The following is a 21,531-nucleotide window of genomic DNA, read 5'->3' on the forward strand; positions in this document are numbered from 1 at the left end:
AAGTATATGAGTTTCGTAGCGGACGAATTGGTAAAATGGCGTGAGAATCCCCCTTGGTATGACCGTATAGACATGGAGGAGCTGGAAAGACTGGCGGGTATAGGATATGAACCGCGCCAGATAGCAATGTATTATCATGTTCCGGAAAATGATTTTCTTTGGTTCTTCAACCTTGTAGGATCGCCGTTGAAGTACCATTACGAGCGTGGGCAACTCATCCAGAGGGCTAAAGAGGGATTGGCGATGGCGGCAGGCGCGGAAACCGGCGATAACGTGACACAAGCCCAACGGTTTGACCGGTTCCGGCAATCTGTCGGCTACCGTAATTCTATTAATAAGATATTTTACGATGACATAGGATGATGTTCGATAAGTCTTACTTTGATACTCTTCAGGATTACATCGCCTCCGGTTGTACAATAGAGTTGACAGCCGAAGAGCTTGATTATTACAACGTATTGTACGCCTTGATAGGCATATATCGAAAATACGGCAAAGATAATGCAATCGCTTTCCTGATGCACGAACCGTTCAATATCGAACGGATGCGTGCGCGACAGATGTTCAGCGAAGCCATCAACCTTTTTTATCTGTGCGACACAATTGAGAATGATGCCTACCGCAATATGATGTATGACAACTTGATGAAAGCGGCGCAAGTGGTGCTGCAAAATGCGGTGACATCGAAAGACATGGAGATATACGGTAATCTCCATGTACAGGCTTTGAAGATAAAGCAGCTGGATAGGCCCGATCCGGTGAAACCGAAAGGCATTGATGAGAAGCCCATAAAGATCTACGACCTTGACCCGGCATCGGTTGGATTGCCGTCGGCAAACCGGAACTTGCTCGCCGCACAGATCGATGGGATGACCGACATATCCAACAGGGAGAAGGTAAGGTTGAAAAGAGATGCGAACATTATAGATATAGATATAGAAGATATGCTCGATGACCAAGAAGAAAAAACTAAAGATATCGGATGATGAAGTCGAGTTGCGCTATTCCAATTGGATGGCCCAGCTTATTGCCGTCATGATGCCGTGGTCGCTCTATTGGATTGCCGGTAGAGCGTCTGCCAAAACCGTGCAGGTACTTGCCGAACGTGTGCAGGAGGTGGCGCAGGATTGCAAGGGTGCTCCATTCGCATGGGTTGCCGATACTTACTCTGATCTTCATAAAAATGTCATCCCTTCGCTCATAGACGGGCTTTCCTTGCTTGGGTGGGAGCCGGGAATACACTATATGATAAATCAAGAACCGCCTCAGGAATGGAAAGACAGGATGTATAACATCTGTACTGACTGGCGAAATACCATGGTATTCTACACCGGATTCAACTTTACATTCATATCTTTGGACCGTCCTGCCATCGGTGCCGGTCGATCCTATGTAGGCGTATTCGGAGATGAAGTTAAATATTTCCCCGAAGAGAAATTCACCAACCTGTTGAAAGCTGTACGCGGCTTTCGTGTTAAGTATGGGAATAGCGTATGGTATCGCAGCCGGACGCTCACCACGGATATGCCAAACCCCAACCACCTCGGCGAATATGATTGGATATTGAAGCTGGCCAAGCAGAATGATAAGCAAAAGATTTTGCTCATGCTGCAAGCCGGCTTTGTATATAATCAGACTAAAAAAGAATATGTGGCTGCCATGCAGCGGTGTAAAGAATTGAAAGAAGCTTCACGTGCAGACCGTTCTTTGCTTCCGAAATTCGAAGCGGCCGAACGATCCATGACGCTTGCCGGCAAGAACATGAAGAGGTGGGAGGAGAGGTGGATTAAAACACGCAGGGGCACTTCATTCTTTTTCATTTCTTCCTCTTACGTCAATGTGGATATATTGGGCGAAGACTGGTTTTCCGATGAATTTTCCGAAGGGCTTGAAGGTGTGCTGTGCAATATACTCTCTGTCATCCCCAAGTTAGAGGCGAGCCAGATGTTTTATTGCAATTTATCCATGGGTAACTTCTATTCCGATGGATATATCAATGAAGTTATAGACCAGCATCCGTTCGGCTGGGAGCAGGATTGTACCGTACTTAGATACCTTGACACGAACCGACCGCTTGAGGCAGGAATGGATTCAGGCAATATGCTCTCCATGGTGTTCGGCCAGAAGGATGGAAAGTATATGAGGATATTGAAGGAGTTGTACACTTTGCCTCCTAACTCCGTGCGTGTGTTGGCGGATAGGTTCTTGTACTACTTTGCCCCGCATAAGAAAAAACTGCTGAAGCTCTATTATGACCGCTCCATGAATAATTATAAAAGTGTCGGTGCGGACATGGCTACGCAGATCAAGAAGAATATAGAGACTGATGCGGAAGGGCGCCGCACCGGTTGGAAAGTACAGTTAATGAGCCTTGGCCAAGGTAATATCGGCAGCAACATGGAATACCGTTTCTTTATGGACTTGCTTAGCGGAAACCTCGAACGGCAGTTATTTATACTGCTGATAGACCAGTATAATTGCCCTAACCTTAAATCGGAGATGGAAGTTACCGAGACAAAGATTGCCAACGGGCCTAACAATTCCAGCCTGATTGTTAAACAAAAAACGGGCGATAAGCTTCCGGTTCATCGTCTGCCTAAAGAATCTACTAATTTGACCGATGCGTTGAAGTACTTCACTATGCGGAAAGAATTCCTCCGGATATGGAAGATAGGCAACAACGTATCGGGTGCTGCTTCGGTGTGACATTTCTTTTTTCAATAGGTTCAGCTCTGTTGTCCGTGAGGATAGCAGGGCTTTTTTCTTGTCCGCCGCCCGAAGCAGGTGGGATTTGGCGCATCAGGCACAGCTTGTTAACATTTTGTCATATTTCCGAACCCAAACGACCGCTTGCAATCGCAATAAGAGGACGGCGCGACTCGGCCTACTTCGTGTCTTCTCTCTGTGATACTCATCACAGAGAGGGGTTTGTCTTTTGATTATCAGATAAATGTATTTATGTTCTTCCATCGGGGAAAAGAAAATATGCCCCGAATGGGACGAAAGTTGCCCCGACAGGGGGCGGCGCGCGAAAAATCCGCACGGCAAGCTTGTGCCCGTGAACTGTACAGGCGTACAGGCTTACCCAAACTTTGCCGTGCGGATTTTTCGCGTTTTCAAGGTAGAAAGCGGAGCTTTCTGTCTGTTATTTTCGCATCCATGCAGGGGTCACCGGATTGTTGCAACCCCGTGACCGTACTTGACGCCCCGCTATCTGTTTCTTTGCGCGACGCAAGTGCGTCGCTTGTTAAACAATAGCCGGGCAGAGCGGTATAGTCTTCGACTATTTCCGTTGCGCTGTTTTCTGTTCCGGTCGTCGCCTTTCGTTTCTGTCTCCTGTCATCACGCAGTTTCGCTTTTTTTGTGCTGCAAAGGTAAATGTTGACGTCGCCGGCTCAAGTTCGGGCGGCTGTTTCCGGAAAAATCTCCACCCTTCGGGTAGTATTCCCGCCTTCCGGTTTCCGGAAAAACTTGCGCTTGCTCCTTACAACACCTTTTGATGCAGCGTAAAAAAGGCGAAACATACCGCGTAGCGACAGGCGACGCAGAAAAAAAAAGCTCCAACCGGGAAAACAGCAAATAAAAAGGCTAACACCCACGAGCTCAAGGTTCATCATAAAAATTACAGCATCATGAAAACATTTACTTACACACAGGCCATCGAGGTTCTTAACAGGCACTTCACCAATTACAGGATATTACGGAAGTTTGACGGTATCAAGGAATTGAGTATTCTTTTTAAGGACGCTAACGGCAAGAAGTGGGAGTTGATTTCTACAGCCGACATATACTTTCAAACAGTAGAGGACTATATAATTTTTGAAGCATAAATTTTAAAATAATTGAATTATGGAAACAAAAGAAAATTTGAACAAAAACGAAATCCGCAGGCAGAAACGTGAAGCGTTGAAATCATTGTCTAAATCATTGGTGGCACGCAGGGACAAGGGCGAATATATGGGTAATGAGGACGATACCGTTAACGGCTTGTTGCGCTTCTACTACGCTTGCAAGGGCTACACCAACTTAAAGACTTTCCACGAGTGGAAGAAAGAGGGATGCAGCGTGCGCAAAGGGGAAAAGGCCTTGTTGATATGGGGCACTCCCGTGGCATCCAAGGCGGAGAAACAACGCATCGAGGAATTGAAGAAGCAAGGTAAAGAGGAAGAAGAAAAAGAAGACTATTTTCCTGTGTGCTACCTCTTTGCGGAATGTCAGGTGCACAAATCGGAGAAAGCAGATTAATAGCTATCATATATTTTATTTATTAACTTTTTAAAAATTACAATTATGGAAAAACAAACAGTGAAAATCGGTACGGAATTGGTCAAGGCAGTAGAGAAAATGAAAGAAGCCGTAAAGGAAACATCCGTGCAGAAAAGCGAAGCAAAAGAAAACAAGGAAACAAAAGAGCCTAAGCCGGGCAAACCGCAAAAGAAGCAGGACAAGGCCGCCGAATTGCAAGCGGACATTGAACGAAAAACAAAGGAGCTGCAAAAGTGCCTTGCCGAACTTGAACGAAAAAAAGAACTGTCTCGCAATCGTACGGCTTTTATTGATGCATTGGAGAAATTGGAAGATGCGTCCGCAAAGATTAAAGAGGAACAGGCTTTTGATTCAAGGGTGTACAAACTTCGTTTTGTTGACGGTGGAGCTTATAATAGCAACGAGATATTTTCTATCTCAAACCGATACATCATTGAGGAATTTGTAGCGTTCATTCAAAACAGGATAGCGAAAAAAATTGAAGAGATTGAATTGCGCCTGATTAGCGAGTAAGCAGTGTGTTTCCGAGTAGTCCGCTTTTAGTGGACTACTCTTGTTTTTCCTCACTGTGAGGTGGGAAACCCCATCCGCTTTGCTCACAAGTTCGCAAAGCGGATGGGGCCCGAAAAAAGGATTTGTTTGTATTTCCGTTCCTTCAACCACGGAGGGGCTTTGGAAAGCCTTTTTTTGTGTTTATTTTGGAAATATTGGATATTATGCTGATATTTGACACGCCAAAGATAAACCAAAAGATTCGTCTCCTCATATCGTGTAACCCGTAGGCAATCGGGTTCCGGGTGGTTCCGGTTGGCGCACGATATGAGGAGATGATGTTTTTAATGATATGGAACTGAAAGATTTCGTCAAAGGAACGATTAAGGACATTTCGGTGGCTATCACTGAATTGAATGAGGAAATGGCTGATTCAGGGTTGATGGTCAACCCTATAGCGGACAACCCGGTAGACAACATTAGATACGCAGCGGATGGGAGAATAGTGCAGGATATAGATTTCAACCTGCAAGTGTCTGCTTCTGAAAAGATGGATACGGGAGGCGGAATTCACATAAATGTACTAAAAGCAGGAGTAAACAATGTGACAGACAACGCAACTGTAAGTACCATCCATTTTCATATTTCGGTGGCTTTACCCACGTGTGTGGGGTAACTCGAAGTACTCGGTTTGTCCGGTGGTAAGATAACGGTAGAGAATTTCTGAGACAACAAGAGGGTGAAGGTTCTTCTTTGGAAAGAAGTTCTTATACCAACCGAGAATTTCAATGGCTTTGTCTAAACAATATTTTCTCAATTCTACTTCGTTCATGACTATTTGTTTTGGTGCAAAAATAGCACATAAATATCTGAAAAGGAAATTATTAACTAAATATCTAAATGTATGGGAACAATTATTGGTATTGTAGTAGCTGTGATAATCATAGCTATGATCGCGTCAAGCAAAAAAGAGAAAAACACTTCTGAATCAGGGAATCAGGTACAGCCTTCATCTTCCCGACAACAAGAACTTCAGGTGAAGATGCAGGAACAACTTCAGGAATTTGTTCGTATTGGAAACGAAACATTGGTTTCATTGGAGATGACTAAAGCAGAAAAAGAGGATTTAATAGGAAATATAATAGATTCCATCCGGGAATATACTCAAGGACCGGAAGAAGAGAAAGAACTGGTATTTCAAATAATGCGTAAATCTTATGCGGCTTTATTGGATAAGTTCAGTTTTGATAAAAAATTCTGTGCTGAATTATTGCAGCGATCCGAAACTTTTGAGAAAGAGATAAAGGATGGTACTATTGAAACTTATGGCTGGGATATACTGATAGAAATGGTGGAAGAGGAAAAGAAGAAGATCCGCAACATGGATGCTTCTGAAGATTTACTCTTTATAAGTTTCGCGGTAAAAGGGTTGCAGTACAGAGATGAAGAAGCCCAAGAAGCGGCTGAAGACTTGGAAGAAGGTGATACTCTTTTGCTTGAAAGGGAGCCGGAGAATGAACATGATTCTTATGCGGTTAAAGTCTTGACGACTGATAATCACCACATTGGTTATGTGGAAGCGACAAAAGCAAAGCGAATATCAAACAATATGGATAAATTGATTGAATGTAAGATAAAGAAGATATCGTCTTACGATGAATTGTATATTTACGGATTAGCAGTCTTTGAAAAATAACGAATACTTTAAAAGCGGAGCAAAAAACTCCGCTTTTGTTTTGCATTGCAAATATTATCCTTATATTTGCAGTGCTATAACACATGATTGATGTATAATTCAATCCCGTTCGGACAAACGGTTTATTGTCCAGATACGAATTTGGGCATTTTTATGCCCATCGATTACAAAGGTAATCATATACGAACCACATACAGAGTAGAAGTGTGCTTATTATAAAACGCATGCGGCTGCCATCCCGAACATTTATTCCAACGCTCCGGCGGGGTTGAATCATGTGTTGTAGCAACGGGTTTGGCAGCCGTTTTTTTTCTGCCATTGCTACAACACATGTTTGTATATGAAAACTCAAACCACCTGCACTCTCAACGTGCCTGCCTCCGGCATTCAATCCGTAGGCGAATCTGTCAGCGCTCTCACCGAGCGAGTGAACGACCTTCAGCATCGCTACTACCGCAGCCTTGCCCCCGATTGCGAGCTTCGCACGTCTTCCGACCGATGGTACTTCGGTGCCATCCTCTCCATCTGCTTAGGCTTCGTTTTCCCACCCCTGTTCGCAGCCACCGCATTGTGCGTTTACAAGGCAAAGAAGTGCCGGAAAGGAGGAGAAGCATGAACACTACCGTAGTGAATGGAATTGTGCTTAATGATGCTATCTGTAAACGATTATCGGACCTGCAGAACGGTCAGGCCGAATCCCTTGCGAATATGCTGGATGACAGCATAGGCTTCCTCCTTGAACACAACGGCTGTTTTTCGGAAAAGACGAAAGGCTTTGTCGATGTATTGGCAATCCTGCATCTTGCACGTACAGAGTTTAGGGGGCTTATTCCTGAAGGAAAGGAGGTGGGGGGATGACCGTAGATAAAACATTTTACTCCGCTTCTTTTTCCATTACAGCTCCTTCGGAAGCCGGAGAATTGACTTCCTTGCTGAAAGTACTGGTAGAATTGAGGTCGGAGTTCGGCATTACCGCCGACACAATATCAGCAGTGAAAGGCTCAATGATTATCGATAAGTACAAGGTGTCTTATCCTGAGGCGAAAGAAGTTATCAAAGGAAACATGTCTGAATCCGCATTCCTTGAGCGGAACAGGCTATAAGAAACATTTTTTTATACATTTTTGAAGCCGGTGGTTCGTGATGGATAGCCGGTTTTTTTATTTTTAATAGAAATTTTTCTGTTATTTCTTTGTCATTAATAGAAATATTTCTATCTTTGTAATGTCAAACAAATAACAACAGATATGAAGTACAGAGAATTTCACAAACAAATCACTAAGGCCGGATGGAAACGCCACCATGTAGAAGGCAGCCATTACTTCTACATAAAAAATGGAAAGTTATCGGAGCCGGTTCCTTATCACGGGGCAAAAGAGATCCCGGAACCATTAAGAAAGAAAATAGCAAAGGCGATGGGGGTTTAATCCCCCACCCTTTCAAAACAGCAATATTAATCCAATAGAATCGTTGAATCATGGAAAGAATTATTATGAATATTTGTGCAAGTTCGGATAGCTTTGCTGCTTATTCTGAAAGTTGCGAAGGCATCTATGCTGCCGGCGATACGGTGGAAGAATGCAAGAAAGACGTGGAAACCGCTATTGACTTGATAAAGAAAAACCTGCCCGAAGAACAATGGCCTGAACAAATAAAGAAAGATTATGTACTGGTATGGCGTTATGACGTACAGAGCTTGTTGTATTATTACGGCAACATGCTGTCTCTCTCAGGTTTGGAACGCTTGACGGGAATTCATCAAAAACAATTGTGGGCCTATATGCACGGACGTTCCAAGCCGCGCGTGCAACAAAAAGAAAGAATCGAAAAGGCGTTGCACGGTTTTGCCGCCGAACTTTCCGAATTATCACTGGTATAGCTTCATTATCGAATTATTTGTTTGACGACATCTTTTGATGTGAGGTAGGGCTTTCCTGAAAAGGGAAGCCCTTTTTTGTGTCCTTTTTCAAGGATGCGCGGACGCATATCTTTGTGTCATAAAAAAGGATGCAGCCATGAGTTCAGGAACTGAAAGTATCGGATGGAGGGAAAACATGTCGTATTTCCGTTCTCGCCACCAATTGGGGCGGAACCGAAACAGCATGAGAAGCAAGAACAACAGCTTCGCCGGTGGCAGGTTTCCTCTTGATGTCATCATCGAGGGGGACACCGGCATAACACAGCAGCATCAACGGGAACAGGATAAAGAGGCGGTAGCCTTGTTCAACGCCAAGATACGGGATTGGGGAGGAAAGGTGAATGCGGTGTTGCGCCTGTCAGTAAAGGAATTGATTGATGCGGATAAGAAGCTGTCCAAGTCGATAAAGCAGAATTACCGGCATTATGGGAAACAGCCTGCGGAGGGGCAGGAAATCACGAGTATAGGTTTCAGTTTCAAGGAGGAGGGCGTCTTCGTCCATCTGGGCGTAGGGCGTGGCTACAACATGGAGGGCGGCACACGCATAATAACGAAAAAAGATAACGATGAGTGGAAGCGTGAGCCAAAACCGTGGTTTAACCCGGTTATAGAGCAGTTGATACCCGAACTTGTAGAGATTGTAAGTGAATATTGCTCCAAACTGACGGTGAACGCAACAAGATTATATATTAACACATAGATATGGGAGACGTTAAGAGAATAGGGAACTTCGGCTTTGTGGAAACGCAAGCCGGGCAATATGCCATCAACATGAATTGGAACCAGAGCATGAGCCGTTTCTTTGATGGTGTGAACGATTGGGATGGAGACCCTGTCAATGTATCGGGCGTCAGAGTGGTTCCGTGGGGGATTGACAACAACATGCCGAATGCCATCCGGGATTTGCTGGAAAAAAACAATCTGGGCCCCGGCATTCTGGAACGCAAGACGGGGTTGTTGTACGGTCAAGGCCCTCAACTGTACAGGGTGAGGATCGAGAACAACGAACGTATGCAGGAGTGGCTTGTGGACGATGAAATACAGGAATGGCTGGATAGTTGGGACTATCGGGAGTATATCCGCAACAACTTGGTGGAATACACTCACATGAACGGGCATTTTACCAAGTATTATATGGGCAAAGGCGTGCGCATCGGTCGTCCATGGGTGCACAGGCTGGAGAGCCTGCATAGCAGGGATTGCCGCCTGTGCTGGCCGGGAAACGACAGCCGCCGCCTTGAGGATGTGAGCGAATACCTTACGGGCGACTTCGATTCATACCGTACATTCCGCAAGTATCCGGCGTTCGACAAATGGAATCCCGCGCGGCACGAGGTTGCCGTAAAATACCACTGCATGCGCAGCTTCGGCCGCAGCATGTATGCCATCTCATGCTTTTACGGCTCCGTGCCGTGGCTGGAAAATGCGAATAACCTGCCGGAGATTATCCGCCACTTGAATGAGAATATGATTGCTGCCGCGTATGTGGTGCATTCGCCTCAGGAATATTGGAACCAGAAGCGCGAACTTATACAGGTGATGCACGAGGACTGGGATGAATCGCAGGTACAGAAAGAGATGGAGCGGTTGAAGGACGAACTTACGGCGACCATTGCCAACGTGATGGCAGGCAAGAAGAATGCCGGAAAGTTCTTCTCTTGCGTGGACTTCGTGGATGACCGGGGAGCAACGCAGAGCTGGAAGATAGAGCCTATCGAGATGAACATCGATAAGTATATTGAGGCGCAAGCCAAGATTTCGCGGATAGCCGACAGTTCGACCACCAGCGGGTTCGGCCTGTCTCCCGCACTCTCAAACATCATCATCGACGGCAAGAGCGATAGTGGCAGCCAGATGCTGTATGCCCTGAAAATATTCTATGGCGCAGACACGCAGATTCCGGAGGAGATTGCACTGGAAGCCATCAATGATGCCATACGCATTAATTTCCCCCACAAAAAGGGGATATTCATGGGGATATACCGGAAGGTAATCAATAAGGAGGAGAATGTTTCTGCGCCGAACAGGACGGCTGCACAAGTGTGACATGAAAGAGAAAGATATACAGATCCCGGAATGCTGGGAAGAGGTGAAACCATTAGAGTGGATGCACCTCTTGAAAATAAGAGAAAGGTTGATGAACCGGAAAGGCATTAGCCTGATGGACGTCAAGCGCGAGTGGTGCGCTTATGTGCTGAAGAATCGTGGGTATCGCTTCCGTTCTAAGGTGGACGACCTGCTGTTGGTCGATGAGTTTGCCAAGACATTAGGCTGGATGTGGCAAGTTTCTGAAGAAGAAGGGGGAAGCGTTGTTGAGCTTACGTATGACAGTACGGTCAACCTTATTCCGCGGTGGCGGTACCTGTATGGTCCGGCAAGCCACGGTGCGGATATGACTTTCGGCGAATTCCGCCATGCGGCGGCCGTGATGAACCGGTATAACGGAAGCCGTGACGATAGGGAGCTGCTGGCTCTTTGCGCTATCCTATACAGAAAAAAAGAGCAGCGAAAAGGAGGCTTCTCGACTAAAGAGCCGTTTAACCCTGAGAATATGGATATGTACATGGGTCGCACGCAATCCATGCCTGTATGGATGCAATGGGGCATTTATGCATGGTTTGCCAATTTCTGCCAATACCTGTACACCGGCACGTTCGTCATCGATGGACTGGAAATCTGCTTCGCTCCGGTGTTCGAGCGGCACAAGAGAGATGATGGAAAAGAAACGGGGGCGGCGCAGAACCTCGGAATGAACGGAGTGCTTTATTCGGTGGCCGAAAGCGGTATCTTCGGCAATGCGGACGCAACGGATAACACCCTGTTGCTGCGTGTCATGCTGAAATTGCTGGACGATAGGCAGAGGGCGGATGAGATAATGAGACGATATAAATAGTTTTGCTATGTTATTCAATAAAAACAGTAAAGGATCGGCGGAACTCAGGGAACTGACAGGCAACTATTACGCCAACAATGAGTTCTCTAAAGTTTCGGGGGAGATAGAATCGGCCACGGAAGAGTTGGCAGCCTGTGTAGGCAGGGCGGTGATTGAGCTGGCGGAAGAGGAATACGGGAAAGCCGATGGAGATATGGCGTTTGTAAGGAAAGTACAACGCCCTGTCGCCATTCTTGCCACCCTGAACATGTACCGGAAGAATGACCTTAGCCATGAGGATGACGGACGGAAGTTTAAAATAGCTTCTGACGGGTCGGAAAAACTCCCGTGGCAATGGCAACTGGATCGAGACGATGCGCTGCACATGGAAGAGTACTACCGTGCCGTGGATAGCCTTATCCGCTATCTCAACGAGAAACGTATCGGGGCGTGGATAGAGAGTGAGCAATACAAGGTGGCCCAATCTCTTATCATCAGTAACGGCGCCTCCTTTGATTCGTACTTTCCCATAGAGAAAAGCGAAAGGATGTATCTGATTCTTGTGCCGTTTATCCGTGAGGCGCAGATGTTGACAGTTAAGCGGGCGTATGGTGCCGGATGGGACGACTTGATTGCGGAAAAGACGCATCCCGAAAGCGACGTGCATTTTGCCGCATGCAAGGCCGTTGCATTGCTTGCCATGGGAATGGCGTTGCGCCGGCTCCCCTTGGGCATTATTCCCGGTGGGGTCGTGAGGCGGTTCTTGGCGGAATCGGGCATGACGAAAAGCGAACCGGCATCGCTGGATGATGTTGAACGTGTTTCCGAATGGTTGATGGCGGACGCTGCCGTATGGGTGGAAGAGATGAAAAGGGCACGGGATGGCGGCGAAGTGCCGGAGTACGACTTGTTGCCGAAGAATAGTTCGAGGAATAAATATTGTAGGTTATGAATGTAATACAGAGACCGAGACCGAGAGAGTTCTGCGGAAGCATGCAGGACTATGTTATAGATACGGATGTGACGATATCCTTTGCCGTCAGATACGGCAACCGCACCATCTTGGATGAGGAATATGTGCCTGACGGGAATAATCAAGTCCGGGTACGCCGTCTCGGGCAATTCTGCGAATTGGCCTTGTGGGGCGTGTGGTGTGCCGGAGAGAATACGCCGCAATCGGATGCGGCGGGCGTGTTTACGTTCCTTATCAACGGGGTGGAGGATGCAAGCAGCTTGGTTATGTTCAGCCGGCTGCGCACGAAAAAAGACGCGATGGCTCCCGGTTGCTTGAGCGAGGTATCTGTCAAAGTGACTCGTCCGGGAGCGAAAGAGTATGTCAGTGGATATCCGTTGCAGAACACTGCCGGCGATAAATTCGGTTTCAAACTGATTGCTTACCGGGAAGACGATTCTTCGGAAGAATCTTTTATTGCCGTGGCGGGTACGGAAGACGATGCGGCAACCGCGTTTACCGTCGATGTCAGTCCGGAAACCGTTGTTTCCGCTTTCCCGGATGTCGATATCGCCCGTTATCAGGTGGCGGTAAACGGCGGCTCCATGATGTTTTACATCGACCGTACCCTCGTGGCGGAACAATGGTGCTTCCGGTTCAAGAATGTATATGACATGCCGGAGACGCTTACCGCGTCCGGAGGAATGAAGATGGCAGGCTCAAATGAGAGCGAAACGTCCGTGATGTACGGGGTGGAGCGTAAATTCGGGCTGAAGGTGACCGATGAATATACCGTGAATAGCGGCACTGTCATGTTGCAGAGCGACTATAAGCTGTGGCATAATCTGCTGAATGCTCAGGAAGCGGAAATCTTTGTCGATGGAGAATGGCTTCCAGTTGTTATAACGAAACAAAAGTTTGAAAGGGAATTCCGGAGGAGCTTGCTGAAAACCGTAGAGTTCAGTTTCCGAATGGCCGATCCGGAAAATAACAACTTAGTTGGTTTATGATTGATATATTGAGATTCCGCGAAATGCTGATAGAACTCACCGAGCGAGTAAACAGCAAAAAGGCCGACGCCATAACAGGCGTATTGATGGCTGTGCGCGAGGCGCACATGGTGAAGAAGCTGAAAGACAAAGAAGGCGTATGGATGTGTGCCAATTATCCGGACGCAAACATGAATGGCGCCACTGATTACCACGAAGATAAGAATCAGATGATTATCTTCCTACTGGAGAAAGTCTCTGCGGGGCAGCATGATGACGAAGAAGAGCTGGTGCATTATGCGAAGATGCAGAATGTCATGCTCTTATTGAGGGATGAACTGCTTGACATGCAGGACTATTGCGGTGATGTGGTAATGGAGGACGGAATGTCTATCGAGTGGGAATATGACGTTTTCGGAGGATGGAATGGCATGAGTATAGGAGTTAAACTAAAAGATTATGACTGAGTTGTTGATTGACGGTCAAGCCGTTGTCTTGCCAAAAGGATTTAATATTACCGTGAAACGTGAGAATCCATTTATTACGAAAAACGGTGAATATACGTATGATGTCACGCTGGACTTGGATAACCCGACGAATGCGCAACTGTACAAGCATCTCAACCGCTTGAACTCCGTTCTGGATATCAAGGAAAAGCGGGCTGCCGTACTGATAGCGGATAACCGTGTCTATTGTAATGGAACGGAAGTCATTACCGGATGGACGCAAGACACGGTTACCATCCAGATCGCGAGCGGCAATTCAGAGCTCAACTATGTTATAGGAAAAGACTTGCAGATATCCTCTTTAAAAATGAGGATAACCGACCAAATTGAGCCGGGTAATGTCAATTATATAAAGAAGACTTACCCGGAAGTGGATTACTGCCTGCCGCCTTTGGTTGATACGACTAATAATCGTATTATCAACAAATGGTCGTTGTCTACTCGGAAGTATCCTGAAGAAGAATTAATTTTAAATCAGGATGGAACGTATTGGTATGCGCAGCCGTATTTATGCGCATACCTCAAAGAGCTTCTTCGCTCTTTGAATTACGAATTGACGTTAAATGAAATAGAAAGTACTCCATTTAAAGATCTGTATATCTGTAACGCAGAGGGTACTAATGACTGGAGTAAGATGCTTCCCGGATGGTCTGTGCTTGATTTCCTTGAACAGATAGAGGCTTTGTTTAATGTGGTGGTGGTAGTTGATAACCGTCAACGCTCTGTTCGTGTTCTTTTTGAAAACAGCTATTATCAAGGAGTGGCATGCTCTCATGTCCGGCAAGTAACAGATGTATATGAGGTGGAACTGGAAAATGAACCGGAAAAAGATATGCATATAATGTCTAACGTTCATTATAAGTTTCCGGATAGTGCTTATTGGCGCTGGCGCTGTTTGCCTGATAATCTTTTGAAAGAAGCAAAGAGAGGCACTATTCCGGCAGATTACGTTCCTCAATCGTATGGACGTATACAGGAATGGTTTATGGATGAAGCCCATAAACTGAATGATACAATCTTTACGGATGAAGGAGATGGAAGAGAATATCTTTATTTAAAGAATTTGGATGGCTGGCAGAATCAACCCGTGTATGTGATGCTCAATGAGTTTGCCCCTTTGAAACGTAAGGAAGAGGCGCATTCAATTGAACTTGAAATAATGCCGGCAGAGATGGGAGTGGCCGGCATGTCCTCCTATTCAAATGGTACACCTTTTGAAGACTTGAACATATTTGTGCCTACACTTGGAAGCAAGACATCTTCAAAAGAAGGGGAAGAAACAGATAGTCTGCCTGACTGGATAGAAAAGAACATTAAAAAGGATAATTCAGAAAGCAAAGAGAATATATATCTGGCTTTTTTCTCCGGCTTGGCAGAAATGAAGACATTGGGAGGCCTTAAACGCTATTTCCCAATTCCTTATACAGATGAATATCGCGCAGATGGATATGGTTCTATTCCTGAATATTATAGAACGAACAATAGTGGCGCATCTCTTCGTTTGATCACGCTTGATAAGTTCTTTTATCAGGGAATTTACGATATAGACTTTTCAAAGGGTGTCAAGATTAACAGTTATGACCCGAACCTCTTTGACCCTCGAAGAATTTTTGAAATCCGCAATAAACGATACATCTGTAAAGAGATGGAATATACACTGGATGCTTCCGGTCGTAAGGGGGCTTGGCAAGGTACATTTTATCCAATCAAGATAAGTGATACAGAAGCGGATGCCCGCTGGATATTGAGCGATGGAAAGTGGCGTGACGGCGGTGTATGGATGGATAACGGCCGTTGGTTGGATTAGATATATCTGTTTTTCATAATCATTCTTGGCCCGGTTGTCCGTGATGGATCGCCGGGCTTTTTGTGTCCTTTTTCGCCGCCGCCCGTCTGAATATCTTTGCTTAAAATAATATTATACACTATGTCTGTCAGTATAAGGGATTTCAGGATGGCTATCCGGATCGATAATTCGGATGCCAAGGCCAAGTTTACCGAAACAAAAGAACAAGCCTCTGCTCTTCGCGAGGAGATGTTGAGATTGGAAAAGGAAGGGAAAAAGAACACGGATGAGTACAAGCATCTCCAAGAGCAATATGATAAACTGAACAAAAGCATTGCCGAACAGCGTAAGGTGGTGGGTTTGTGCGGACTGTCCTATGCGGAACTTAGAAAGGGGGCAAAGGCTCTTAAGCGAGAAATGGATAATGCCACTCCCGGCACGGAGAAGTGGGAAAGGGCCAGAGCGGATTACCTGCTCACCAAGAAGCGGATGAAGGAACTGGAAGTGCAAGCCAGAGAAACACGTTTTTCCCTGTCTAAAATGGCGGATGGATTTAACCGCTATGCCGCCCTTGGAGCCGGTGCAATAGCGTCTCTTACAGGTATAGCCTTGACTGCACGCAAATGTGTGGACGAATTTGCGGAGATGGAAGAAGCGGAAGCGCAGGTCATCAAGTACACCGGCATGACGAAAGAGGAAGTCCGGGAACTGAACGAGGAGTTTAAAAAGATGGACACGCGCACTCCTCGCGAAAAACTGAATGCGCTGGCAGGTGATGCCGGAAGACTGGGTATTACCGGAAAGAAAGAGGTGAAAGAATTCGTCGAGGCAGCAAACATGATTAATGTTGCACTGGGCGAAGATCTCGGCGAGGATGCCGTGAAGAATATTGGCAAGCTGGCGCAGGTGTTCGGCGAAGATGACAAGCTGGGTCTGCGCGGGGCTATGCTGGCAACCGGTTCGGCTATCAACGAGGTTGCCCAGAACTCTTCGGCAGCCGAAGCCTATTTAGTTGCATTCACGGCCCGTGTGGCCGGGGCAGCAAATCAAGCTAATGTGGCGCAGGGTGACATCATCGGTTATGCTTCCGTTCTGGACCAGAACATGCAGCAACAGGAGATGGCGGCTACCGCTTTCCAAAACCTGATGATGAAGATGTATCAGGAACCGGCCAAGTTTGCAAAGATAGCCGGGAAGAATGTAGAGGAGTTCTCCGCATTAATTAAAAAGGATGCGAACGAAGCCATCCTCCAGCTTCTTGATACACTCAACAAGAAAGGCGGATTGGATAAGTTGGCGCCTATGTTCAAGGAGATGGGCTTGGATGGAGTGCGTGCCTCCGGTGTCATCAGCACGATGGCAGGCAAGATAGATGACATCCGCAAGGCGCAGAAATTGGCTAATGATGCTTATCGTGATGGAACCAGCGTCGTTAAAGAATATAACGTGCAGAACAACACGGTCCAAGCTCAATTGGACAAGGCAAAGAAGAGATTTAAAGACGTCCGTATTGAGCTTGGGGAGAAGCTGCAACCGGTTATGAAGTATATGCTTACTACCGGTAGCCTGACGGTAAAGGCACTGAATTCGATAGTGTCCATCTTGTTTGAATATAAAGGAGCAGTAGCGGGAGCGATGGTAGTTACTACGGCTTGGATAGCGATAAAGAAAGTGCATGTGGCGTGGACAAAGCTGGAAGTCTTATGGACAAACCGGGCAATACTGTCCATGAAAAACCTGAAGAAAGTAATGGCTTCCAACATCTACGGTATTATTCTTGTCGGGTTGGGAGCTTTCGTCGGAAAAATGATTGAAGCGCATAACAAGCAGGATGATCTTAGGAAGTCTCTCACTGGAATGAAGAAGATTAACCATGAAGTAGCACAGTCATTCTCCGAACAGGAAGGTAAAATTCGCGCTTTAACGTCTATCATCAAAGACAATGGCGTGTCCATTGATGAACGTAGAAAGGCGTTGGATGAATTAAAGAGTATTATACCGGGATATAATGGCCTGATTTCCGATGAAGGGACTTTGACCGATGACAACACGGAGGCCATCAAGAGATATCTTGTCCAGCTGGAAAAAGAAATCAAGTTAAAGGCTGCCAAACAAGAATTGGAAGAGCTTTATGCAAAGAAAAGAGGTTTGGAAAGTGATGAGCGCAACCAAAGCGACAAGTATTGGGATATCAGGAGCCAAAATACGTTGTCCGGCTATAATCGGAATGGATTTGCGGCAAAGGTTTCCCGCTTTTTTGGTACAGAAGATGAAAACAATGCTCTAAAAGATTTGAGCGAAACACGTGATGCGCTGAAGGATGTTGTTGCCAAGATAGAGGAAATTAATAAGGAAATCGCTCAAACTTCTGTCGAATTAAAAGAAATAAATAACGAAGCCAATGGGGATAATAATGGGAATGGCAACGGTAATGGGAATGGCAACGGTAATGGGAATGGCGGTGGTGGCAACGGTGGCGTTCAAGATGTGAAGGATATCGTTAAAGCCCGTGAAGAACTGTTGAAGCGAGCCATGCAGGAAGAACGGAATCTGTGGAAAGAGGAATATCTGAACAAGCAACATACGGAAGAAGAATATAATCAGGCTTTATATGATAGCGAGATAACATACCTCCTGAAAAAGAAAGCCTTGCTTGAAAAATACAAGCAGGACACGACCGAAATTCAGGGGCAAATATATGACAGGATGATTGCAGAAGCCAATCGACTGGAGTCTGCAAGAAAAAAAGAGGAAAAAGCAGATGACAAGTCATCCGCCAAAGAAAAGAAAGAGGCTTACTCCTTGCTCGATATGGCATATCGAGCCGATCAACAAAGCATCAAGAAAGCTTATCTGGATGGGGATATCCGGACAGAAGAAGAGTATCGGGCTAAGCTATTGGAGGCGGAAAGAGATTATCTGGAGAAGAAACGCGCCATGCAGATGCAATATGGCGATGACACTACCGATGTCGATGGGAAACTGCTTGATGCCCGAATGTCTGAGAAAAAAGAAAGCCGGGAAAAAGCCAAGAAGGAGGGTTTTGACGCAATGGATCGAAGTAAGTATGTGTCAGACAAACTTAATATCTTGGATGCGATGTATAATGCTGACCTCATCAGTTACGAGGAATATCAGAAGAAAAAAACAGAACTGACAGAGGCGCAAGAAAAGGAGCGCGAGCAAAAGACTTTGGCAACCTTTGACGCGATTGGTCAGGCTGCACAAGCTGCCAGTCAGCTTATTTCCGCTTTGCAGGATAGCGAGATTAGCAAGATTACACGCAAATATGACAAAGAGATAGCCGCCGCGAAAAAAGCAGGCAAGGACACAACCAAACTCGAAGAGGAGAAAGAAGAAGCCATTAACGAGGTGAAAAAGAAGTATGCGGACAAACATTTCGCTGCCGCCGTCCTTCAGGTAACGGCCGCAACATCTGTTGCGGCAATGGAAGCGTACAAGGCTATGGCCGGAATACCTGTTGTAGGTCCGGCTTTGGGCGCTGTCGCAGCAGCCGCAGCCATCGCAAGCGGTGCGGCTCAAATAGCGGTGGCTAAACAGCAGAGGGATGAAGCCAAAGGTTTGAAAACCGGAGGATATTCAGCGGAGTATGTAGAAGGATATACCAGAACCGGTAACCCTGATGACGTGGCAGGCGTGATACCTGTACATAAGAATGAATTTGTAACTAACCATGAAGGCGTTGCCAATCCCCATGTGCGCCAGTTTCTCGATGTGTTCGATGTGGCGCAGAAGAATGGCACCATCCGGATGCTTAACACCACTCAAATACTTGAGCAGGTGAAAACTCGTAGCGGCAAGTATTCCGGAGGTTATGCCGATGACTTTGACTCTTCGACGGTCAATCTATCACGGCAGATGGATTCACAGGCCCTGTCTCCGGAAGTACGGAAACAAGTCATCTCATTGCTTCAGGAAAACAACCGTCTTTTAGGCGTTTTGTGCGAAAAAGAACTGATTGTTGACGCTCGAAAAGTGCGCGATGCCATTAAGCGTGTCGAACAACTGGAGAAGAACGTTAGTCGTTGACTTGTCCTTTTTCCCCAACAAACCTAACGATATCTTTGCATCATGGATTTGTATAAAGCAATAGAGGAGATGAGACGTTTATCGTCCGAAGGAAAATCTTTTTCCTTCTCTTTTATGAGTTACTCTTATGAACGACGTAAGAGTGACGGAGTGGTTACTATAAACAAGGCTCGCTTGCGTAAACAAAGCCGAAAAGACACCAATCGTTTTGCCGACTACATGCTGAATTTTATCGACCTCCATACAATGGAGTATGGCATGTGCTGGCAACCATTGTTGCTCTCGTTTAATGGCGAAGAAATAGAGTTGAAGTAATGGATACCCAATTTGAAAATATAATCCCGTGGAACGGCGCCAATGATACTGGGCGTGATGTCCGATTGAAATGGGAGCGGAATTTCCGGAAGATAAAGGCAGCGCTGGAAGAGCTGTCTGCCTCAGATATGCTAATACTCGAAAAGGTACTAAAAGATGCGGAGGGGAAATTTCTTCGCAAAGATCAGCCTGATCGCACCGACTACCTTTTGCAGATTGGCGAATTCATCGACAGTTTGACTGCCGGCAAAGGCATAGGTTTGTTCCCTAACGGCCGTGCCCAGCTAAGCCGGGTAGAGATACGAGACTCTCTAACAGTCTTGCGCCTTATCATCAACGAGATTCAGGCGATGGCCGGAGATTACTCTTTCTCCGACTGCGGCTACATCGAGCGCGTGGATAAGATAGACGACACCACGTATAAGCTGTGGATGGAAAAACGCACGGACACCGACTGGACTAACTTGGATGAACACGATGTGCTGTTGTCCATCGTCAACAGCCTGCTTACAGGCGGCACTGACTACTATTCCTCTTGGTTTCGTTGCGTTGCCAAGAACCGCAACGAGAACTCGCTTACCGTCGTGCTCTACCCTGACAGTGAAGTGCCGGGCGGCAAAAACTATCCTCCGGTTGAGGGTTACAACGTGACACGCAAGGGCAACGCCGTAATGCCCGAAGCCGGGGAGACGAACGAGCGTGCGCAGAGCTGGCTCATCTCATCGAGGGAGGGGCGGATAATGTTTTTGCAAAACGTATTCAAGCCAGTACTGGAGGATTACAACTACGCAATAAGCATCGGCCGCTTCCCGTCCGTGAAGATGATACGCAAGCTGCCAATCTCCACTACTGACGTAGGCATCATGGCGAAAACCATCGTTGCCGAGAACTTCTATCAGGCGGACTGGAACGGTGACATCATCCCCAAGAAGGTTGACCGTGGCGAATGGTCGCTTGCCGCCGCGCAAGGGGAATCACCCTACCGCAACGTGTCGCATGAGGTGACGCTGGAGAACCAATCTGTTGTGACGCAATTGGAGCAACATACCGTCTACCATTACGGCTGCAAGTGGGGCTGTGTTATCGACAAGACAACGGATGAGCCGAAGTGGAACGCCCCCGGATGGATATTGCTGGAGGGGGATAAGAATTACCATCTTGATTTCACTTCCACCAACGGATGGCAGTTCTTCCACCGCTCGGTCGATACCGTCGTTTCGGCGGTAGTCAGCTACGGTAACCGTGACATCACCGAGGTGCTGATGGCTTCCGACGGCGTACAGGTGGAGTGGCTGCGTGATACGGGCAACGTGTCTGCCGACAATGCTTGGCAACCTACCTATGTGGACGGGAAGAAGCACGCCATCCACCTTACAAGGGCTGACATGGGCAGTGAATGGGGCTTATCGGTGCGCAAGGTGCGCTTCGTGTGCCGGGTGTTCATCCCGATAGGCGGCGGAAAATTTGAGACAACAGAAAATTATATAGGATTTAAATTGTAACATTATGAAAACAACAGGTGAATTAGCTTACCCGAAAGTCGTAGAATACCGGTATAAATTATTGGGATTCATCCCGTGTAAAAGAATGACGATTGTCTGGATGCCCGACGGAAAGAGCCTTGAAGAGCTGGTAACCGAGAAGACAGGGCACAAGAATGTAACTATAATAGATTTTTTATAAGCTTGT

Annotated in this window: 24 protein-coding genes; all 24 read left to right on the forward strand. The window is 46.5% G+C overall.

The window, feature by feature from the left end; all coding sequences use genetic code 11:
• Positions 1–6: 6 nt before the first annotated feature.
• Positions 7–363: a hypothetical protein gene (locus EV202_RS12360; RefSeq protein ID WP_131927273.1), complete on the forward strand. Its 357-nt coding sequence runs from the start codon at positions 7–9 to the stop codon at positions 361–363.
• Positions 360–986, forward strand: a complete 627-nt coding sequence (locus EV202_RS12365; RefSeq protein ID WP_234878297.1) for a hypothetical protein — start codon at positions 360–362, stop codon at positions 984–986. Before EV202_RS12360 ends, EV202_RS12365 begins: the two co-directional genes overlap by 4 nt.
• Positions 952–2,706, forward strand: a complete 1,755-nt coding sequence (locus EV202_RS12370; RefSeq protein ID WP_131927274.1) for a hypothetical protein — start codon at positions 952–954, stop codon at positions 2,704–2,706. The genes EV202_RS12365 and EV202_RS12370 overlap by 35 nt, the downstream gene beginning before the upstream one ends.
• Positions 2,707–3,632: 926 nt before the next feature.
• Complete coding sequence (locus tag EV202_RS12375; RefSeq protein ID WP_131927275.1) at positions 3,633–3,830, forward strand: hypothetical protein; 198 nt, start codon at positions 3,633–3,635, stop codon at positions 3,828–3,830.
• A gap of 19 nt (positions 3,831–3,849) precedes the next feature.
• Entirely contained in the window at positions 3,850–4,245 is a 396-nt protein-coding gene (locus EV202_RS12380; protein WP_131927276.1) for an ArdC-like ssDNA-binding domain-containing protein, read from the forward strand.
• A gap of 45 nt (positions 4,246–4,290) precedes the next feature.
• Complete coding sequence (locus tag EV202_RS12385) at positions 4,291–4,779, forward strand: hypothetical protein (protein WP_131927277.1); 489 nt, start codon at positions 4,291–4,293, stop codon at positions 4,777–4,779.
• 331 nt (positions 4,780–5,110) lie between these two features.
• Entirely contained in the window at positions 5,111–5,434 is a 324-nt protein-coding gene (locus EV202_RS12390; protein WP_131927278.1) for a trypco2 family protein, read from the forward strand.
• 228 nt (positions 5,435–5,662) lie between these two features.
• Complete coding sequence (locus tag EV202_RS12395; RefSeq protein ID WP_131927279.1) at positions 5,663–6,454, forward strand: HIRAN domain-containing protein; 792 nt, start codon at positions 5,663–5,665, stop codon at positions 6,452–6,454.
• Positions 6,455–6,794: 340 nt separating this feature from the next.
• Entirely contained in the window at positions 6,795–7,070 is a 276-nt protein-coding gene (locus EV202_RS12400) for a hypothetical protein (RefSeq protein ID WP_131927280.1), read from the forward strand.
• Complete coding sequence (locus EV202_RS12405; RefSeq protein WP_131927281.1) at positions 7,067–7,312, forward strand: hypothetical protein; 246 nt, start codon at positions 7,067–7,069, stop codon at positions 7,310–7,312. Before EV202_RS12400 ends, EV202_RS12405 begins: the two co-directional genes overlap by 4 nt.
• Positions 7,309–7,557 carry a hypothetical protein gene (locus EV202_RS12410; RefSeq protein WP_131927282.1) on the forward strand — a complete coding sequence of 83 codons (249 nt, stop codon included), beginning with the start codon at positions 7,309–7,311 and terminating at the stop codon, positions 7,555–7,557. The genes EV202_RS12405 and EV202_RS12410 overlap by 4 nt, the downstream gene beginning before the upstream one ends.
• Before the next feature lie 144 nt (positions 7,558–7,701).
• Positions 7,702–7,881 (forward strand): type II toxin-antitoxin system HicA family toxin, encoded by a 180-nt coding sequence (locus EV202_RS12415; protein ID WP_131927283.1) that lies wholly within the window; start codon positions 7,702–7,704, stop codon positions 7,879–7,881.
• Positions 7,882–7,931: 50 nt separating this feature from the next.
• A complete protein-coding gene (locus tag EV202_RS12420; protein ID WP_131927284.1) occupies positions 7,932–8,333 on the forward strand; it encodes a helix-turn-helix transcriptional regulator in 402 nt (133 codons plus the stop codon).
• Positions 8,334–8,469: 136 nt separating this feature from the next.
• Positions 8,470–9,072, forward strand: a complete 603-nt coding sequence (locus EV202_RS12425) for a hypothetical protein (RefSeq protein ID WP_131927285.1) — start codon at positions 8,470–8,472, stop codon at positions 9,070–9,072.
• A gap of 2 nt (positions 9,073–9,074) precedes the next feature.
• Positions 9,075–10,418, forward strand: a complete 1,344-nt coding sequence (locus EV202_RS12430; RefSeq protein WP_131927286.1) for a hypothetical protein — start codon at positions 9,075–9,077, stop codon at positions 10,416–10,418.
• 1 nt (position 10,419) lies between these two features.
• Positions 10,420–11,265, forward strand: a complete 846-nt coding sequence (locus tag EV202_RS12435) for a hypothetical protein (protein WP_131927287.1) — start codon at positions 10,420–10,422, stop codon at positions 11,263–11,265.
• A gap of 7 nt (positions 11,266–11,272) precedes the next feature.
• Positions 11,273–12,196, forward strand: coding sequence for a DUF6712 family protein (locus EV202_RS12440; protein WP_131927288.1), 924 nt, complete (start codon positions 11,273–11,275; stop codon positions 12,194–12,196).
• Complete coding sequence (locus tag EV202_RS12445; protein ID WP_131927289.1) at positions 12,193–13,206, forward strand: hypothetical protein; 1,014 nt, start codon at positions 12,193–12,195, stop codon at positions 13,204–13,206. Before EV202_RS12440 ends, EV202_RS12445 begins: the two co-directional genes overlap by 4 nt.
• Complete coding sequence (locus EV202_RS12450) at positions 13,203–13,652, forward strand: hypothetical protein (RefSeq protein ID WP_131927290.1); 450 nt, start codon at positions 13,203–13,205, stop codon at positions 13,650–13,652. Before EV202_RS12445 ends, EV202_RS12450 begins: the two co-directional genes overlap by 4 nt.
• Positions 13,645–15,498 (forward strand): hypothetical protein, encoded by a 1,854-nt coding sequence (locus EV202_RS12455; protein ID WP_131927291.1) that lies wholly within the window; start codon positions 13,645–13,647, stop codon positions 15,496–15,498. The genes EV202_RS12450 and EV202_RS12455 overlap by 8 nt, the downstream gene beginning before the upstream one ends.
• A 147-nt stretch (positions 15,499–15,645) precedes the next feature.
• Positions 15,646–19,527: a phage tail tape measure protein gene (locus tag EV202_RS12460; protein WP_165899430.1), complete on the forward strand. Its 3,882-nt coding sequence runs from the start codon at positions 15,646–15,648 to the stop codon at positions 19,525–19,527.
• Positions 19,528–19,596: 69 nt separating this feature from the next.
• On the forward strand, positions 19,597–19,842 hold the full coding sequence (locus tag EV202_RS12465; protein ID WP_234878298.1) for a hypothetical protein: 246 nt from the start codon (positions 19,597–19,599) through the stop codon (positions 19,840–19,842).
• Positions 19,842–21,344, forward strand: a complete 1,503-nt coding sequence (locus EV202_RS12470) for a hypothetical protein (RefSeq protein ID WP_131927294.1) — start codon at positions 19,842–19,844, stop codon at positions 21,342–21,344. The genes EV202_RS12465 and EV202_RS12470 overlap by 1 nt, the downstream gene beginning before the upstream one ends.
• Positions 21,345–21,348: 4 nt before the next feature.
• On the forward strand, positions 21,349–21,525 hold the full coding sequence (locus tag EV202_RS15105; protein ID WP_165899431.1) for a hypothetical protein: 177 nt from the start codon (positions 21,349–21,351) through the stop codon (positions 21,523–21,525).
• The last annotated feature ends 6 nt before the right edge of the window (positions 21,526–21,531 follow it).

The sequence above is a fragment of the Prevotella heparinolytica genome (assembly GCF_004342845.1).
GTDB classification, from domain to species: Bacteria; Bacteroidota; Bacteroidia; order Bacteroidales; family Bacteroidaceae; genus Bacteroides; species Bacteroides heparinolyticus.

Bases quoted from the DNA above. Each gene is read 5' to 3' on its own strand.
- EV202_RS12360 (WP_131927273.1), top strand. From the start codon at position 7: ATGAGTTTCGTAGCGGACGAATTGGTAAAATGGCGTGAGAATCCCCCT.
- EV202_RS12365 (WP_234878297.1), top strand. From the start codon at position 360: ATGATGTTCGATAAGTCTTACTTTGATACTCTTCAGGATTACATCGCC.
- EV202_RS12370 (WP_131927274.1), top strand. From the start codon at position 952: ATGACCAAGAAGAAAAAACTAAAGATATCGGATGATGAAGTCGAGTTG.
- EV202_RS12375 (WP_131927275.1), top strand. From the start codon at position 3,633: ATGAAAACATTTACTTACACACAGGCCATCGAGGTTCTTAACAGGCAC.
- EV202_RS12380 (WP_131927276.1), top strand. From the start codon at position 3,850: ATGGAAACAAAAGAAAATTTGAACAAAAACGAAATCCGCAGGCAGAAA.
- EV202_RS12385 (WP_131927277.1), top strand. From the start codon at position 4,291: ATGGAAAAACAAACAGTGAAAATCGGTACGGAATTGGTCAAGGCAGTA.
- EV202_RS12390 (WP_131927278.1), top strand. From the start codon at position 5,111: ATGGAACTGAAAGATTTCGTCAAAGGAACGATTAAGGACATTTCGGTG.
- EV202_RS12395 (WP_131927279.1), top strand. From the start codon at position 5,663: ATGGGAACAATTATTGGTATTGTAGTAGCTGTGATAATCATAGCTATG.
- EV202_RS12400 (WP_131927280.1), top strand. From the start codon at position 6,795: ATGAAAACTCAAACCACCTGCACTCTCAACGTGCCTGCCTCCGGCATT.
- EV202_RS12405 (WP_131927281.1), top strand. From the start codon at position 7,067: ATGAACACTACCGTAGTGAATGGAATTGTGCTTAATGATGCTATCTGT.
- EV202_RS12410 (WP_131927282.1), top strand. From the start codon at position 7,309: ATGACCGTAGATAAAACATTTTACTCCGCTTCTTTTTCCATTACAGCT.
- EV202_RS12415 (WP_131927283.1), top strand. From the start codon at position 7,702: ATGAAGTACAGAGAATTTCACAAACAAATCACTAAGGCCGGATGGAAA.
- EV202_RS12420 (WP_131927284.1), top strand. From the start codon at position 7,932: ATGGAAAGAATTATTATGAATATTTGTGCAAGTTCGGATAGCTTTGCT.
- EV202_RS12425 (WP_131927285.1), top strand. From the start codon at position 8,470: ATGAGTTCAGGAACTGAAAGTATCGGATGGAGGGAAAACATGTCGTAT.
- EV202_RS12430 (WP_131927286.1), top strand. From the start codon at position 9,075: ATGGGAGACGTTAAGAGAATAGGGAACTTCGGCTTTGTGGAAACGCAA.
- EV202_RS12435 (WP_131927287.1), top strand. From the start codon at position 10,420: ATGAAAGAGAAAGATATACAGATCCCGGAATGCTGGGAAGAGGTGAAA.
- EV202_RS12440 (WP_131927288.1), top strand. From the start codon at position 11,273: ATGTTATTCAATAAAAACAGTAAAGGATCGGCGGAACTCAGGGAACTG.
- EV202_RS12445 (WP_131927289.1), top strand. From the start codon at position 12,193: ATGAATGTAATACAGAGACCGAGACCGAGAGAGTTCTGCGGAAGCATG.
- EV202_RS12450 (WP_131927290.1), top strand. From the start codon at position 13,203: ATGATTGATATATTGAGATTCCGCGAAATGCTGATAGAACTCACCGAG.
- EV202_RS12455 (WP_131927291.1), top strand. From the start codon at position 13,645: ATGACTGAGTTGTTGATTGACGGTCAAGCCGTTGTCTTGCCAAAAGGA.
- EV202_RS12460 (WP_165899430.1), top strand. From the start codon at position 15,646: ATGGCTATCCGGATCGATAATTCGGATGCCAAGGCCAAGTTTACCGAA.
- EV202_RS12465 (WP_234878298.1), top strand. From the start codon at position 19,597: ATGAGACGTTTATCGTCCGAAGGAAAATCTTTTTCCTTCTCTTTTATG.
- EV202_RS12470 (WP_131927294.1), top strand. From the start codon at position 19,842: ATGGATACCCAATTTGAAAATATAATCCCGTGGAACGGCGCCAATGAT.
- EV202_RS15105 (WP_165899431.1), top strand. From the start codon at position 21,349: ATGAAAACAACAGGTGAATTAGCTTACCCGAAAGTCGTAGAATACCGG.